This is a genomic window from Beduini massiliensis (genome assembly GCF_000829905.1).
Classification (GTDB): domain Bacteria; phylum Bacillota_I; class Bacilli_A; order Erysipelotrichales; family Coprobacillaceae; genus Beduini; species Beduini massiliensis.
This window is the reverse complement of record NZ_CDPP01000006.1, coordinates 681,357-697,856: the sequence shown is the minus strand read 5'-3', so window position 1 is coordinate 697,856 and position 16,500 is coordinate 681,357. Positions and strand designations below refer to the sequence as shown.

General features: G+C 33.5%; 17 protein-coding genes. 11 read left to right on the top strand and 6 right to left on the bottom strand.

Annotated elements, in window-relative coordinates:
• Window positions 1-106 precede the first annotated feature (106 nt).
• From BN1225_RS13375 to BN1225_RS13350, 6 genes are all read left to right on the top strand, one after another.
• Complete coding sequence (locus BN1225_RS13375; protein WP_041140277.1) at window positions 107-1,522, top strand: FtsX-like permease family protein; 1,416 nt, start codon at window positions 107-109, stop codon at window positions 1,520-1,522.
• Window positions 1,522-2,304 carry an ABC transporter ATP-binding protein gene (locus BN1225_RS13370; protein ID WP_041140276.1) on the top strand — a complete coding sequence of 261 codons (783 nt, stop codon included), beginning with the start codon at window positions 1,522-1,524 and terminating at the stop codon, window positions 2,302-2,304. The genes BN1225_RS13375 and BN1225_RS13370 overlap by 1 nt, the downstream gene beginning before the upstream one ends.
• Window positions 2,305-2,538: 234 nt before the next feature.
• The gene (locus BN1225_RS13365; protein ID WP_041140275.1) at window positions 2,539-3,603 is read left to right on the top strand and encodes a BMP family lipoprotein; all 1,065 of its coding nucleotides are present in this window, start codon (window positions 2,539-2,541) and stop codon (window positions 3,601-3,603) included.
• A gap of 73 nt (window positions 3,604-3,676) precedes the next feature.
• On the top strand, window positions 3,677-5,209 hold the full coding sequence (locus BN1225_RS13360; protein WP_041140274.1) for an ABC transporter ATP-binding protein: 1,533 nt from the start codon (window positions 3,677-3,679) through the stop codon (window positions 5,207-5,209).
• Window positions 5,199-6,275, top strand: coding sequence for an ABC transporter permease (locus tag BN1225_RS13355; RefSeq protein WP_041140273.1), 1,077 nt, complete (start codon window positions 5,199-5,201; stop codon window positions 6,273-6,275). Before BN1225_RS13360 ends, BN1225_RS13355 begins: the two co-directional genes overlap by 11 nt.
• The gene (locus BN1225_RS13350) at window positions 6,275-7,234 is read left to right on the top strand and encodes an ABC transporter permease (RefSeq protein ID WP_041140272.1); all 960 of its coding nucleotides are present in this window, start codon (window positions 6,275-6,277) and stop codon (window positions 7,232-7,234) included. The genes BN1225_RS13355 and BN1225_RS13350 overlap by 1 nt, the downstream gene beginning before the upstream one ends.
• 13 nt (window positions 7,235-7,247) lie before the next feature.
• Here BN1225_RS13350 and BN1225_RS13345 read toward each other — a convergent pair whose 3' ends face one another.
• A complete protein-coding gene (locus BN1225_RS13345) occupies window positions 7,248-7,820 on the bottom strand; it encodes an N-acetyltransferase (protein WP_041140271.1) in 573 nt (190 codons plus the stop codon).
• A gap of 1 nt (window position 7,821) precedes the next feature.
• Window positions 7,822-8,613, bottom strand: coding sequence for an HAD family hydrolase (locus BN1225_RS13340; protein ID WP_041140270.1), 792 nt, complete (start codon window positions 8,611-8,613; stop codon window positions 7,822-7,824).
• Window positions 8,614-8,722: 109 nt separating this feature from the next.
• Here BN1225_RS13340 and mobA point away from each other — a divergent pair, with 109 nt between their 5' ends.
• From mobA to BN1225_RS13320, 4 genes are all read left to right on the top strand, one after another.
• A complete protein-coding gene (gene mobA, locus BN1225_RS13335; RefSeq protein ID WP_041140269.1) occupies window positions 8,723-9,277 on the top strand; it encodes a molybdenum cofactor guanylyltransferase in 555 nt (184 codons plus the stop codon).
• A 95-nt stretch (window positions 9,278-9,372) separates the two neighbouring features.
• Window positions 9,373-10,338, top strand: a complete 966-nt coding sequence (locus BN1225_RS14230) for a helix-turn-helix domain-containing protein (RefSeq protein WP_052466714.1) — start codon at window positions 9,373-9,375, stop codon at window positions 10,336-10,338.
• Between the two features lie 142 nt (window positions 10,339-10,480).
• Window positions 10,481-11,056: a membrane protein gene (locus BN1225_RS13325; RefSeq protein ID WP_041140458.1), complete on the top strand. Its 576-nt coding sequence runs from the start codon at window positions 10,481-10,483 to the stop codon at window positions 11,054-11,056.
• Entirely contained in the window at window positions 11,023-11,712 is a 690-nt protein-coding gene (locus BN1225_RS13320; RefSeq protein WP_041140268.1) for a radical SAM protein, read from the top strand. The genes BN1225_RS13325 and BN1225_RS13320 overlap by 34 nt, the downstream gene beginning before the upstream one ends.
• Before the next feature lie 30 nt (window positions 11,713-11,742).
• On the opposite strand, the gene BN1225_RS13315 is transcribed toward BN1225_RS13320, so the two are convergent.
• Complete coding sequence (locus tag BN1225_RS13315; protein ID WP_041140267.1) at window positions 11,743-12,258, bottom strand: hypothetical protein; 516 nt, start codon at window positions 12,256-12,258, stop codon at window positions 11,743-11,745.
• A 175-nt stretch (window positions 12,259-12,433) separates the two neighbouring features.
• Here BN1225_RS13315 and BN1225_RS13310 point away from each other — a divergent pair, with 175 nt between their 5' ends.
• Window positions 12,434-13,153, top strand: a complete 720-nt coding sequence (locus tag BN1225_RS13310; RefSeq protein ID WP_052466712.1) for an acyl-[acyl-carrier-protein] thioesterase — start codon at window positions 12,434-12,436, stop codon at window positions 13,151-13,153.
• A 157-nt stretch (window positions 13,154-13,310) separates the two neighbouring features.
• Here BN1225_RS13310 and BN1225_RS13305 read toward each other — a convergent pair whose 3' ends face one another.
• The 3 genes from BN1225_RS13305 to BN1225_RS13295 all read right to left on the bottom strand — a co-directional run bounded on the left by BN1225_RS13305 (window position 13,311) and on the right by BN1225_RS13295 (window position 16,363).
• Window positions 13,311-13,532 (bottom strand): hypothetical protein, encoded by a 222-nt coding sequence (locus tag BN1225_RS13305; RefSeq protein WP_041140266.1) that lies wholly within the window; start codon window positions 13,530-13,532, stop codon window positions 13,311-13,313.
• 94 nt (window positions 13,533-13,626) lie between these two features.
• Window positions 13,627-15,606 (bottom strand): FtsX-like permease family protein, encoded by a 1,980-nt coding sequence (locus tag BN1225_RS13300; RefSeq protein ID WP_041140265.1) that lies wholly within the window; start codon window positions 15,604-15,606, stop codon window positions 13,627-13,629.
• Window positions 15,596-16,363: an ABC transporter ATP-binding protein gene (locus BN1225_RS13295; RefSeq protein WP_041140264.1), complete on the bottom strand. Its 768-nt coding sequence runs from the start codon at window positions 16,361-16,363 to the stop codon at window positions 15,596-15,598. The genes BN1225_RS13300 and BN1225_RS13295 overlap by 11 nt, the downstream gene beginning before the upstream one ends.
• Between the last annotated feature and the right edge of the window lie 137 nt (window positions 16,364-16,500).

Sequence of the window (16,500 nt, the reverse complement as noted above, 5' to 3'; positions counted from 1 at the left end):
ACTATTAGTATAAAAGATGGAAATAGAAATAATAAAAATAATTACATTGAATAATATTAATAGTGTGATACAATTTAAGTAAGGGGTACCACGGGGAGGCGGTTCTATGTTTAATTTTTCATTAAAGGTCATGTCAAAGGAAAAAAAGAAATATTTTTCTTTTGCGGCAACCATGCTTATTTTAACCACTGTTGAATTTATTTTCTTTGAATTAGTAAATCATCAGCTGATTACCGGAATGCCTGCAACTCAAAGAATAAGTATGAGCATCTTATCCTTAATGATTATTACCTTTAGTTTCTTTATCACGTTTTATGTTAATTCACAGTATATAGATTATAAGCGAAAAGAATTAGGATTATTGTATTTATGTGGCAGAAACTTATTAGATATAAGTAAATACTTATTATTTCAATACTTGATTATATTCTTAATTGTAATACCGCTTGGTTTTATTTTAGGGGCAGTGATCTTACCGATTCTTTATTCTTTTATTTCTCATCAATTTGACATCGGCCTGAATATTTTTCAATATAATCTGACAGGCATCATTGAAACCATGATTTTCGTCCTGACAAAAATAGGATATATCATACTTATTAATATTGGATTTACTTATCGTAATGAAATTATTGAAATAATCAACAGTACGGATAAGAAGAAAAATAAACAAATGATGGATATTATACAATATGGCGGAGGAGCGACTATTAAAATGTCTTTTGCTTCTTTTGGTATGATTGGAATGGACCCTAAAAAAAGACAGGAAATTCTTGCCAGATCCATCAATGATACAGTGAAGGAACAAAAATCAAAACAAAAAAATACAACAGGAAAGAAACCATTATTTATTACTTTAATTGGAGTGACAGCTTATTTAGTGACTTTAGTTTTCATGTTGATTAATGATTTTACAAGTGGTAATTTTTCAATGTATTCTTATATCAACAGCTTTGCTTTAGCTATTATCGTATCTTATGGCATTCCTTATTTTATTGGGAAAGCACATGGTGGCTATATGAATAAGAGCCCTGTGCGATTCGTAGTATTGAATGATCTTCAATTAATGCTTAAAGATACATTAGTGCCGCTTATTATGATTGTTGCGGTGTTGCCAAGTGTTGTCTCTATCATCAGTTTTTCTTTAGGGGAAAACCTCTATCGAATGGTCGCTTTGATCGGCTATATAGTTTTGGAAATCATTTTAGCGGGGTGCTTGTATTTTAAAAATATCGTTTATATCCATTCAAGGGAAAGTGAATTTAAATCACTGTCTGTGATGGGATATAATCAAGACCTTATCAAAAAGATCATCAACAGAGAAGTCATCTATCACTTTCTGATTGCCTCTGTTTTACCTTTGATTTCTATTACAGTACAGATCTACAAGAGTTATCTGTTTGGTGGGTTATCGATAATCATTATGGCGATTATGATCTTTAGTTATATTATCGTTTTCATCATTGCTTTTATATTAACGTTAACAGCATTCAGAAAAGAGTATATTGGGAGGGAATCATAATGGAATTTACAAAAGATTATATTTTAGAAGCAGAAAACTTAACCAAGATTTATAATCAGGGAATGTCAGATGAAACCGTTGCGTTGGATCACATTAATTTAGCGATTGATGAAGAAGATTTTGTATGTATTATGGGTCCCAGCGGTTCCGGAAAAACAACATTGATTAACTGTTTATCGACCTTAGATAAGCCTACTTCAGGTAAAGTTTTTATCAATGGAGAAAATGTTTTGGCAATGACCAGCCGTGTTATTTCAAAATATCGTTATGAAAACCTCGGATATGTATTTCAGTCAAATAATTTGATTGACAGCATGAATGTTTATGATAATATCGCAGCCCCTTTGATTTTAGCGAAAGTGGATCAAAAAATTATTGATCAAAAAGTAAAAGAAATGGCTGAAAAATTAAATATCTCTCATTTATTGTCCCACAGTACAGAACATTGTTCGGGTGGTGAGAGACAACGTCTTTCCATTTGCCGAGCTTTGATTACTTCACCGAAACTGATTGTTGCCGATGAACCGACAGGCAATCTGGATAGTAAAAATTCACATGAACTAATGTCTATTTTTAAACAATTAAATGAAGAGGGAAAAACGTTGCTGATTGTGACCCATGATCCGATGATTGCCAGTTATTCAAAACGTTTAGTTTATGTCCATGACGGCAAGATTCAAACAATATTGGAAAGAAAAAATAAATCTCAGCAGGATTATTTTAATGAAATTGTCAATATTAATGCAGGGGACTATATTAAGATGTTCTTTTTGAATAAATAGGTTAAATGGATAAATACTAAAATGGATAAGAAAATTATCCGTTTTTTTGTTTTTACGATATCCAAAAGAAATTTATAATGATTAAAAAATTACGTTTAATCCGAAATAATTTAGATTGTCTATAAAATATCATGACTTTTAAAATTTGTGTTAAATTATCGTTAAAATTACTTTAATTTTCGACAGATTAATGCTAACATTTAGATGGATAAAATAAAAAGGAGGAAATAGTTGATGAAAAAATTATTAGCGTCTTTACTTGCTTTATCGCTAGTATTGACGGGATGTGGATCTAGTGGTGGTGATTCAAAAAGCGGATATGAAATCGCCTTGATTACAGATGCCGGAAATATCAACGACAAATCATTTAACCAAAGTGCTTGGGAAGCCGTAGAAAAATTTGCTGATGAGAATAAGATCACTAAAAAATATTACAAACCAGCAAACTTCGATACAGCAGGGTACAGTGATTCTATTGATGAAGCAGTGGATAACGGAGCAAAAGTTATCGTTACACCTGGGTTTAAATTCTCAGATGCAATGCAGGAAAAACAATCACAGTATCCAGATGTTAAATTTATTATGATCGATGCAACACCAACAGGTGATAAAATCGAAAGCAATGTATATGCTGCTTTATATGCTGAACAAGAACCGGGTTACTTAGCTGGTTATGCAGCGGTTAAAGATGGATATACAAAATTAGGATTTATGGGTGGTATGAAATTACCAGCAGTAATTCGTTTCGGTTATGGATTTATCCAAGGGGCTAGTGATGCTGCTAAAGAAATGAATGTAAAAGTTGAAATTAAATATAACTACACAGGATCATTTAATGAATCACCTGAAATCAAAACATTATCTTCAGCTTGGTATCAAGATGGAACAGAAGTTATCTTTGCTTGTGGTGGATCTATCTGTCTTTCAGTATTCTCAGCTGCTCAAGAAGCAAATGCTAAATCTATCGGGGTTGACTCAGACCAAAAAGATGCATCAGAAACAGTAATTACTTCAGCTATGAAAGGTGTTTACAACACTGTATATGACCAATTAGGTAAAATCTTTGCTGACACTCCTACTTTTGAAGGTGGTAAAGTAGATACTTTAACTGCTGAAGGTGGATATGTTGGATTACCAGATGACTTCTCAAGATTTAAACAATTTACAAAAGAAGATTATGAAGCAATCTTTGCTAAAGTAAAATCTGGTGAAGTGAAAATTCTTAATGATGAAGAAGTTGGAACAGACCCAACAACTTTAAATAATGAATTTGTAACAGTGACAGATGTAAGCAAATAATGAAGAAAAAAACGAGTTGAGATAAAATCGCTCGTTTTTTCGTGTATAATAATAATGTAAAGGAAGTGATGACATGGAATATGCGATTGAGATGTTGAATATTACCAAAGATTTCCCCGGTATTCGAGCGAATGACAATATCACCTTACAGTTAAAAAAAGGAGAGATTCATGCTTTACTGGGAGAAAACGGAGCCGGTAAATCTACTTTAATGAGTATTCTTTTCGGCTTATATCAACCTGATCAGGGTGAAATCAAAATTAATGGAAAAGCAGTTAAAATAAGTGATCCAAATGATGCAAATCGTTATGCAATTGGAATGGTTCACCAGCATTTTAAATTAGTACATAATTTTACCGTTTTGGAAAATATTATCTTAGGTGTAGAAGAAACAAGCAAGGGATTATTAAAGAAAGATAAAGCTAGAAATAAATTGTTGGAATTATCAAAGCAATATCATTTGAATGTTGATCCTGATGCATTGATCAGTGATATTACGGTAGGGATGCAGCAGCGTGTTGAAATTTTAAAAATGCTTTATCGTGAAAATGAAGTATTGATCTTTGATGAACCGACGGCAGTATTAACACCACAGGAAATCGAAGAATTGATGCATATCATGAAAAATCTGATCAAAGAAGGAAAATCAATTATTTTTATTACTCATAAATTAAATGAGATTAAAGCTGTAGCAGATCGCTGTACGGTATTAAGAAAAGGAAAATATATTGATACGGTTAATGTAAAAGATGTAACCACTGAACAAATGTCAGAAATGATGGTAGGACGTAAAGTTAACTTTGTTGTTGAAAAAGGGGAACAGCATTTAAAAGATGTCATTTTAAATGTAGAAGGTTTAACCGTAAAACCAAAACATGCACATAAAGAGTTAGTGCATGATGTTAGTTTCAATGTGAAGGGCGGAGAAATTGTCTGTATTGCCGGAATTGACGGTAATGGGCAATCTGAGTTAGTCTATGCACTTTCTGGAATGATGCCGATCCATCAGGGTAAAATAACTTTAAATAATAAAGAAGTAACTCATATGGGCATTCGTGAACGCAGTTTAGCGGGAATGGCACATATTCCTGAAGATCGTCATAAACATGGACTGATTCTTGATTATACTTTGGCACAAAACTTAATTCTTAAAAATTATTTTGATCAAAAACATCAGCATTTAGGGTTTATTAAATTTGATGTAATGAATGACGATGCCAAACGTTTAATTGAAAAATTCGATATTCGTTCAGGACAACAGGAAAAATCCATCGTCCGCGGAATGTCCGGAGGAAATCAACAAAAAGCAATTATTGCCAGAGAAATTGACAGTAATTCAGATTTATTGATTGCTGTACAGCCAACACGTGGTTTAGATGTTGGTGCAATCGAATATATACATAAGCAATTAGTGGAACAGCGAAATGCGGGAAAAGCCGTACTGCTTGTATCACTGGAACTGGATGAAGTGATGAATGTCAGCGACCGTATCTTGGTTATGTATGAAGGAGAGATCGTTGCAGATCTTGATCCAGCAGTGACAACGGAACAAGAATTAGGGCTGTATATGGCCGGATCAAAGCGAGGTGCAGGATATGAAAAATAAAGAAGCTCTAAATTCATTTATTTCTTCCATTTTTGCCATCTGCTTAGGGTTATTGTTTGGTTTGATAATTATCTTCATCGCAAATCCAAATCAAGCTGTTCGTGCATTTTCTATTTTACTGCAAGGTGGATTCTATCGTGGAATTAAAAGTTTAGGACTTGTTCTTTATAATTCCACACCGATCATGATGACCGGGCTGTCTGTTGCTTTTGCATTCAAATGCGGACTCTTTAACATCGGGACCCCGGGACAATTTATTGTCGGAGCATTTACAGCCGTCTTTATTTCATTGAAATGTACATTTATTCCTAATTCAATGTTATGGATCGTGGCAGTATTAGGTGCAGGGATTGCCGGAGCAATTTGGGCAGTAATTCCCGGAATCTTAAAAGCTTTTAAAAATGTCAATGTCGTTATTTCATGTATTATGATGAACTATATTGGGATGTTGGCTGTTATTGAATTAGTAAAATCTACTATATATAATGCGGCAGGAGCAGAATCTTACTCTGTTCCTTTAGAAAAAGCATTGCCAAGATTAGGTTTAGATAAATTATTCAATGGTGCAAGTGTCAATATTGGATTCTTTATTGCCGTAGGGTTATGTATTTTAGCTTATATTATTTTAAATAAAACAACATTTGGATTTGAATTGAAAGCCTGTGGATATAATCCAGATGCAAGCCGTTATGCCGGTATGAGCGAGAAGAAATGTATCATCTTATCGATGGCAATTTCCGGTTTCTTTGCCGGTGTTGGGGGAGCATTAACGTATTTAGCCGGAACCGGTAAAACATTGGCAATCGTCGAGACATTGGCACCGGAAGGATTCAATGGGATTCCAGTCGCCTTATTAGGATTCAGTAATCCGTTAGGTGTTGTTGCTTCATCCTTATTTATTTCCTATATTAATGTCGGCGGAAACTATATGCAGTCATGCAATATTGCCGTAGAAATTATTGATATTATTATTGCTTCCATCATTTACTTCAGTTCATTTGCTTTGGTTATCAAACAAATTATGAATAAGCGAAGAAGCAGAAAACTAGTAGGAGGTAAAGAATAATGGATATTATCTATTTCTTATTTAGACAAACCTTATTATTTTCAATTCCTCTATTAGTTGTTGCTGTTGGAGGAATGTTCTCTGAACGAAGCGGAGTTGTCAATATCGCTTTGGAAGGGATCATGATTTTTGGTGCGTTCACCAGTATTTTCTTTATTAATATTATGCAGCAAAACGGTGTTCTTTCAGGACAAAGCCTATTGATTATTGCCTTGATCATTGCAGCATTGAGCGGTGGATTATTCTCCCTGTTACATGCCTTTGCCTCCATCAATATGAAGGCGGATCAGACCATCAGTGGGACAGCATTAAACTTGTTTGCTCCGGCTTTAGGAATCTTTATCGCAAAGATGGTGCAAACTACACAAAACATTCGTTTTGAAAATCAATTCAGAATTACAGAAGTACCTATCTTATCAAAAATTCCGGTGATTGGGGATCTCTTGTTTAAACAAGCCTATATTACCACTTATTTAGGGATTGGTATCTTATTCTTAGCATCTTTCATTTTATATAAAACAAGATTCGGATTAAGATTAAGAGCCAGCGGTGAAAATCCTCAGGCAGTCGATGCGGCTGGGATTAATGTTTATAAAATAAGATATGCTGGGGTCTTTATTTCCGGATTATTAGCCGGGTTAGGCGGATTGATTTATATTATTCCTATCAGTACCGAATATGCAAGTAACGTCAGCGGTTATGGGTTCTTGGCGTTAGCGGTATTGATCTTTGGACAATGGACACCATGGAAAATCGGAGTGGCAGCATTCTTCTTTGGATTTACAAAAACCATCGCCAATGCTTATTCCGGGATACCTTTCTTACTGAGTTTAGGTGTACCGAATATTGTCTTTAAATTACTGCCTTATGTCGCAACACTGTTGCTGCTGACATTTACATCTAAGAATTCAACTGGTCCAAGAGCGGCAGGGGAACCTTATGATAAAGCAAAACGATAAGTTAAAAGAGACGTTATTTAACGCCTCTTTTTAATTTCACAAACATTTTATAAATCAAGGGATTAAAAATAGAATGATACAAAACTTTAATATAATCATAGAGAGTATCATCATCGATTTGCTGATCAGATAAATAAAGAAGCGAATAATGCACACCAAATAACCGACAATTCAATGAACTTTGTTTAAAATGATTTCTTAAATAAAATTGAATACGTCTATGGCGAAGTTGTTTCTCTTCAATGTTTGGTGTACTTTCTATACTTTCCACTTCGGCAATGATCAAATTTCCATGCATTTCTTTTTTTAATAATTGAAGGAACTGACTGCCATAGCCAAAACTACGTTTATTTTGAATAACAGCAAAGTAATCCAATAATAAAACATCTTGACTCTGATCACCGGCAAAGAACGCATAGCCTAATAGTTGATCCTGCTCATATAAACCATAGCCTTTATAATGCTGTGTATGATAAAGCTGCATCATATTTTTTAAAGGCCGAGTTTCCGCGACAGGAAAGTCATTAACGATATGCTGATGAAAAATAGTTTTAATTGTATTCGGTTCTAATAATCGCAGTTCCATATCAAATACCTAAATATTCGTTGATTTTTTTGATTACCCCTTGATTCTCATTATCCAAGCAGATATCATAAGCAATTTCCTTAATAGAATCAACAGCGTTTTCCATTGCAAAGCCATATTTAACACTTAAAAGAAGCTCGTAATCATTCATCTGGTCACCAAAAGCCATGCATTCTTCCGGTGTGATCTGATAGAGATCCTGTAAATATTTCATTGCAATTCCTTTATTAATACTTTTGTTTTGAATATCCATCCACATATTTCCGGAAGTAACAACTTTTACACTCTCTGGCAGCTGATCTTTAATTTTCTCTAAAAACAGTTTAATATCGGCATTGGGATCATAAACCGCTATCTTTAAAATATCTTCGTCATAAAGTGCATCAAAAGAATCTACAAACTGAAAAGAACAGTAATGAAGCTTAATCATTTCTTCATAATCTTTATTAGCGTTTTTAATATATGCCTTCTTTTTCCCACAAAGCACAATAAACACTTCCGGATGTTGTTGAAAGAGCTGACATATTTTTTCAGTGTCCATCGGACTTACTGTGTTTGTATACAATTCGTTCGATCCTTCAGCAATATAGCTCCCGTTTTCAGCGATAAACACCATATCTAAACTCATAGGCAAGAATTTTTGAAACAAACGCTGATATTGGTTTCCACTCGCAATGACAAATTTTATCCCTTTTTGACACAAATGCTGATAAGTTCTGATAAATTCCATATCAAAGTTTTTGTTGGAATCCAAGAATGTCCCATCCATATCTGTTGCTATTAATTTGATCATAAAAAACCCCCTAAGTGCTTTTATTTTACTATGAAGCAGAAATAAAAACAACTTTTCGTTTGTTTATTTTCATTACCATGATAATATATTATCATAGGAGGAATATAACATGACAACAGGATTTATTATATTAGCCGGTGGGAAATCGACCCGTATGAATTATCCCAAACATGAATTGATGCTCAACAATCAAAGAATGATTGATTTTATAGTGAATAAAGCAAAAGAAATTACAGACAAGATCTATATATCCGCAAATGAATCGATCAATGGCTATCATATTACTCATGATCAAAGAGATAATATCGGCCCAATTGAAGGCATCTGTCAATGCATGCAGTTATCAGACTGCGATTATTATTGTGTAATGCCATGCGATAAGCCAATGCTTCCTATATCCATCTATAAAGCGATGTTGGAAAATATCAAAGACAAAGAATGTATTGTATTAAGAAACAGTGGCAGAGTTGAACCTTTAGTTGCGGTATTTAAAAGATCCGCTATAGAAACAATCAAACAGCGTATTAATGACGGACACTATTCCATGACAGAGTTATGCGAAGCATTAACTCATACTTATTACAATACAGATTTAACCTTATTAAATATAAAAACACAGGAAGACTATCAACTTTTATTGAATCAGTTTGAATACAATAAATAGGAAATTTATAGATGCAACTTTAAGTTGCGCAAACGCAAACGGAACTTGATAGTAATTTATCAGCAGGACTGTATAATAAAAGAGAGGTGAGTAGAATGAATTTTGGGACTAAACTACAAAATTTAAGAAAAAGCAAGGGATTCTCTCAGGAACAGCTGGCTGATCAGTTAGGAGTATCCCGACAGGCAGTAAGTAAGTGGGAAACCGGAGATGGATACCCGGAATTAGATAAATTGATTCAAATCAGTAATTTATTTGATGTCACATTGGATTATCTAGTAAAAACACAAGAGGATATTAATGATACTGTACCGGAAGTGATTGAAGTGGAACCTGTCGTCACTGCCGAAGATATTTTTGAAGATGAAAAAATACGTCCGACGCCAAGAGATGAAATGGAATTTACGGATATTACAGAAGTTGAAGACTATATAGAATTGCGGCAGCGTTTTGCCAGTAAAATCGGAATAGGGGTAATGATTATTATCGCTAGTGTCGTATTGCCGATTACATTACAATTTATGGAAAATCTGGCAGCGGCACTGATGATGGTTTTTATTGGTATTGGAGTTGGCTTGATTATTTTGGCTGGAATTAATTTTTCCCAGATACCAAAGCCTGACTTTGTGATGAATGCCAGTGATCATAGTTATTTTATGGCAGAATTTTCAGAGATTAAAGCACGTTTCGCTAAAAAGATCGCTTTCGGTGTATTCTCTATTTTAGCCGGTGTAGCGTTCACTATTATCGGTGAAGAACTATTAAGCAATGAAAATCTAGGCGCTGGAATCATGATGATTCTAATTGGCTTTTCGGTCTATCTTTTTATTACTGCGGGAATGGAATTAGACACATATCGCTTGGTTACTCGCAGTGAGAGCATTCAGTCAGACAATTATAGCGATCAGCCTGTATCTCATAAGCACCATAAGCGTTATCCGATTGCCGAAAGTTCAGTTATTGTCTTTTTCATCTTAGGATTTGGATTTGGGTTATGGCATCCGGGCTGGATGGTCTTTCCGATTTTCGGTATTTTAGATGGGGTTATCAACAAAGGTTGATAAATCGTTGAAAATATGCTATTCTTTTAAAGAATTAAATAACACTGGTTCGATAGCCACCCAGTATAAAAATACTAAGGATTAATGCATAAACATGCTTTCTTTAGGCATGTTTTTTGTTTCCTTAAAGAAAGGAACAAGAATGAAAACATTTAAAGTACAAATCGTTATTACTGTAGGAATCATGCTGAATGTAATTGGAGCTTATACAGCTATGAGTTTATCCATTCCCTTTTATATGGATTCTATTGGGACAGTTTTAGTCGCCCTTTTATTAGGTCCCAAATATGCTATGCTGACAGGAGTTTTAGGGAGTCTTTCAAGCGGAGTCTTATTTGATATGTATTCCTTTTATTATGCACCTACACAGCTTTTAACCGGTTTTTTTGCCGGTATTTTGTATCATGCTGACTGGCTGAGAGGGAAAAGAATGCCCTTAGGAATCATCATGATTGGATTGCCAACCTCATTAGCAAGTGCCTTGATTACTGCCGGATTATTTGGCGGGATTACTTCTTCAAGCAGTGGGATATTTGCGTTATTACTCAATAAAGCAGGATTAAACTTAGTCATCAGTGTCCTGATCGTTCAAATGATGACCGATTGCACAGATAAAGCTATCGCATATTTTATAGCGAAACTCGTTATTGAAAAGGGAAAATTAAAAGAAAAGTGGGGGATAAAATGGAACGCTACAGTGAAATCACCGATAAAATAAAAAGAGAGATTGTCTTACTTAAAGCAAGACCCTGTATTTGGTCAAAATGCAGCTTTTGTGATTATATTGAAGATAATTCTACTTGCATTGAAGAAATGGTCAAAATAAATAACGAAGCATTGGATCAGGTTACTGGAAAATATGGTGTTTTAGAAGTGATCGATTCTGCCAGTATCTTTGAACTGCCCAAACAAACGCTTGAAAGAATTAAAACCATTATTGAAGATAAAAAAATACATACCTTATTTTTTGAGAGCCATTGGCTGTATCACCAAAAAGTGAAGGATATGAAAGATTATTTTGGAATTCATGTGATTTGTAAAATTGGGGTGGAAACCTTTGATGTATATTTCCGCAATCATGTTTTAAATAAAAATGCGACCTTTACGTCTATTGAGGAATTAAAGCAGTATTTCGATTCTCCCTGTCTAATGGTGGGGATTGAAGGTCAGACACAGGAGATGATCAAAAAGGATATGGCTATCCTTCAAGCTAATTTCAATCATGGCACGATTAGTGTCTATCGCAATAATACAACACCGATTAAAAGAGATGATCAATTGGTGGAGTGGTTTATGAAGCAGTATGGTGATCTTAAAGAAGATCCACGCTATGATTTTCTATATGATCCGACGGATTTTGGAGTAGGCGATTAAATAAAAAGGTTATAACGATATCGTTATAACCTATTTTACTTTTGTCAGATGTTTTTTTAATTTTGTAACATCAACGAAACGTGTAGAGAAGATATATTCTTTTTGTCCGTAGATGAAACTTGCTTTATGTTTTTTTGGATAGGCAATTTTTTTCATTCGACGATATTCAAATAAACGATTTCCCATAATTAATTTTTTACGTCCAACGTGAATGAAATCCTGAATAAACATAGCATATACCAAAGTATAAATGGTAATCCCATTAAATGCTCCCAGGGCAGTCACAATCCCTGAATTAATATTCAGTAGGATAACAAAATAATAAATTGAGAATCCCCACAGTACAACATAAAGAACAGATGCAATACCGTAAATGATATTCCCGGCTTTAGACATACAAGGTTCTAAACTGCTGTCTTGGCGTCTTTGTTTTATAGTTCCAATGATACATGACCAAACAACTAATGAGAAATAAACCAAAAAGGCCATAATCACAAAAGGAATGACTTGGTTAAGTATATTTCCAATATTTCCTAAATTATCCATAAAAACCTTCCTTTCAATACCTATCACTCATTATACAAAATATTTTGAATAAATCCTATATTTTTTATAAAAAAATGATATAATTTTACCATTATTAGGTGCTTTTATGTAAATTATTCGTTATTTTATGCCAATGTGATTTAAAATACAAACTTTTATGGAAAGGATTAAAAAAATGTTAGAATATAAAAAAGATTTTGAAATTAATTACCAGAATGTAGATTATACCGGAAAATTAAAATTATCCCATTTATTAGATGTTTTATCCAATGTTGCCACGACTCATGCCGTCATGCTGAATGTATGGAATGGAAGCTTAATCGAACAATATGGATGGGTACTTTCAAAGATGCATTTAGAAATAGAGGAACCCATTACTGCGGGAGATTATCAGTTACTGACTTATCCCGGATTTGCTTCTAAGGTTATATTTCCACGCTATTATCAGCTTCTTAAAGAAGAGCAGCCAATCATGAAAGCTTCTTCTATCTGGACTCTCTTAGATTTAAAGAAGAGAAGAATCACAATGCCTAAACGTGCAGGTATTGACTTTCCCAAGATTACCTCAGTAAAGGAAGAAATTGCTGTTCCACAAGAAATGACAGAAGTGATTCCTTATCAATTAAAAGAAGAAAGAACGGTACGTTATAGTGATATTGATACCAATCAACATATGAATAATGCCCGTTATTTAGAGTGGGCATGTGATTTAATGGATTATACAGTTTTTAAGGATCAGTTTATACATACTGTAGATATCTTTTTTAAGCATGAGATAGCACCAAATGAAAAAGTCAGCTTATTTATGTATCATGACGAATGCCATTATTATTTTAAAGGAACCGTCAATGAGATCAACTGTTTTGAAATAAAAATGGTAATGAAAAATAAATAAACTGAATTTACAAAATATGAAAAAAACTTGCTAGGGAATATGCTATACTATGCTTGTCCCAAATATCTATAATAGTATTTGTTTTCCCGTAACAAATACACAAAAAAAGCGCCTTTATAGGTTCTTTTTTATTTTAGTAATAAAGCTAGCCAAACGGCTAGCTTTTTTCAATGTGGATGTAGTCATTAACGGTTTTTTGATTCTGTTTGTACAGATTATTAAATACAACAATTCTCAATAATCCGGCAATAAGGATTAATAAGAAGCCGCTAACTTGTACGACGGTAATTTTATCAATGATACTATTCACCAATAAGAAACCGATAAGGGTTATAAAGATTAAGAACTCACCTTTATTTTCCTTTATTAGACGTTTCACTATACAGCCCTCCAAAGTCAAATGATTGTATCTAACTCGATTAGATTATAACAAGTTTCTTCTAAAATTGCTACTATTAATTAAAGCGGTTACATTATTTGATTCCGAGGTTATTTTTAAACTCAATGTAGGTAGTGATGAAATAAACAATATAGATCGTACCAAACATAAGTATCGCTAGTCCCATTGTCTCCCAAATAACATAGTCATTAGGTAAGACTTGAAAGAATAATTGATTGAGGGATAATCCTGTAGATATACATATAATAATCGGATAGATCAGCGGATATAAGAATGTAAGTGCCAACTGCTTGAAAATAGTGTGATGAATGGATTCCTTGCTTAATCCCAAATGACTTAGCAAGTTGTAGCGGAATTTATATTTAGTGGAGTCACTTAGACATTGGATAGCTAGGATCGTGCCTGTAACAGCAGTAAAAATAAAGGAAATATACAGAAGTGAGAATCCCATAATCGTTATGGCAGATCGATTTTGTGTCAGATAATAGCCTCGTACTTGAATTGTATTCTGCACATAATATAAATATTCGCCATTTTCGTTTTGCGTTGTATATACCTTTTGATTGATTACACTGGCACTTTCATAATAAAAATCTTCTGTTGTTTCTTCTTCGGTATTGACCGCTAAATTGGTATTCAACACTTCCATTCCAGTGACAAATGAATCGGGTACAATGATAATTTGAGTATAATCACCCCATGCTGTAGTAAAATGGTCACTTATCACATCTTTCATATGCATAGGGGTTCCATTTGGATGAGTAAGAGCAAACTGATCCTTATTTTTAATAAGGGTAGACAGGGCTAAGCGATTACAGTTAATCAGATATTCATCTTCATTTAAAGTAATCGGTGCCATTCCTAACAATTCAGTGATATGATTGTAATCACTCAAAGTCATATAGTTATTTACTGAATCATAGCTTTGCAGTTCCTTCGCGGTAAAATCATAAAAAGAAGTCGAGTGATCGGTATAGATCTTATAGACAGCTTGGTCTTCGATGGTATATTCATCCTGAATAAGTTCCAGTGCTTTGGTAAAATCAGTATTATCATAAGCATTATGAACTAAAATGTCGTACGGTAATTGCAGATTGTTTTGAAAAGACATCGCTTGGGTAAATAAATTACTGACGTTGACACTGACTAAAGTTAAGGCAATTAATAACGTAATCGTGCCAATCGTTACTCCAATCGTATTGATCTTAGACGTAATATTACGAAGTATAAATAAATAATCATGTTTATATTTTAATCGTTTGTTTTTTAGAATAACAGACATTAAAAAATGAGGCAATGTCATTGAAACACCATAGATACTGATAATCAATAAAAGAATAGACAACAGAAAATCCGGAAAGTAGAAAGTATCATCATTTGTTTTGAAGAATCCATGGAATAAGCATAATCCCCAAATTCCCAGAATAACAGCGATAATGAAGATGATATTTCGATAGATCTTCTTTTTAAATAAAGAAGTTTCATTTACTTTGTCAAAATAGATTAAATCATGAATATTCATTTTCTTGATACGTCGGCTTGATCGAAATAAAACGACGATATAAATAGATAGAAAATAGATAACGGTTAATCCTATTGCTTCATACGTTAAATTAAATTTGACAATATAAGGCAGTTCAAAGATATTCATAATAATGGCTACAAATACTTGACTTAGAAATAAACCGATGACTAAAGCAATCAATAAAGATATAATTCCTAAAATAAGCTGTTCAATCAAAAACATCCGTGAAATACTTTTCTTTTCTATTCCTAATAAAAGGTAAGTGCCTAATTCTCGGCTGCGCTTTTCAAAGATAAACTTATTCATATAATTGATGAGAATCCCTATGATAAAGACGATCAAAATACTAATAAAGATAATCATCATTAAGAAATTATCCATATTTGAACTTAGCTCTATAATATCTTGAGTAAAAACAATTAGATTAAAGGAAAAGATTAAAGCAAAAGCAATAATAAGGGTAATAAGATAGATGAGATAATCTTTAAAACATCGCTTTGCATTGCGTAATGCAAGTTTACTTAACATTCGTATGTTCTCCACCTAGAGCAGCTAAAACATCGAGTATGTCTTCAAAAAATTGCCGGCGGGTTTTATCGCCTTTGACAAGTTCGTTAAAAATCTTCCCATCTTTTAAAAACAGTATTCGTTTGCAATAACTGGCACTGAAAGCATCATGTGTTACCATTAGGATCGTTGCCCCTAATTTTTCATTCATCGTTTTCATAGCTTCTAAAAGAAGTCCTGCCGAATGAGAATCTAAAGCTCCTGTTGGTTCATCCGCTAATACTAATTTGGGATGATTAATCAAAGCCCGTGCACAGGCACAACGTTGTTTTTGCCCACCGGATACTTCATAGGGAAATTTATCTAAGATTTCTTCAATTCCCAATTTCTTGGCATATTCCTGAACCAATGTATCTGCTTTATTGGTATCAACATTATTAATAATCAAAGATAGGGCAATGTTTTCACTGATCGTCAATGTATCCAGCAAATTAAAGTCTTGGAATATAAAACCGATATTTTCACGTCTGAAACGGGCAATGTCTTTATCCTTTATCTCCGATAAATCGATATTATCCATATAGATAAAGCCGCTGCTGACCGTATCAATAGTCGCAATACAATTCAATAGGGTTGTTTTGCCGCTGCCGCTGGAACCCATGATTCCGGTAAATTCATTTTCATTAATATCAAAACTGACATCATCTAAGGCTTTAGTAATATTCTTTTTACTGCCATAGTACTTCTCTACATTTTTAACTTGTAGTAAATTATTCATTTATTTTACTCCTTATTGGCATCATTGATAGTTTATTATGTTTGAAATAAGCAGATAAGCGATCCATCAGAATAAACGGTGATGCGATTATAAATATTATAAGAGACAACAGCATGCCAAATAGGATATAGAATATA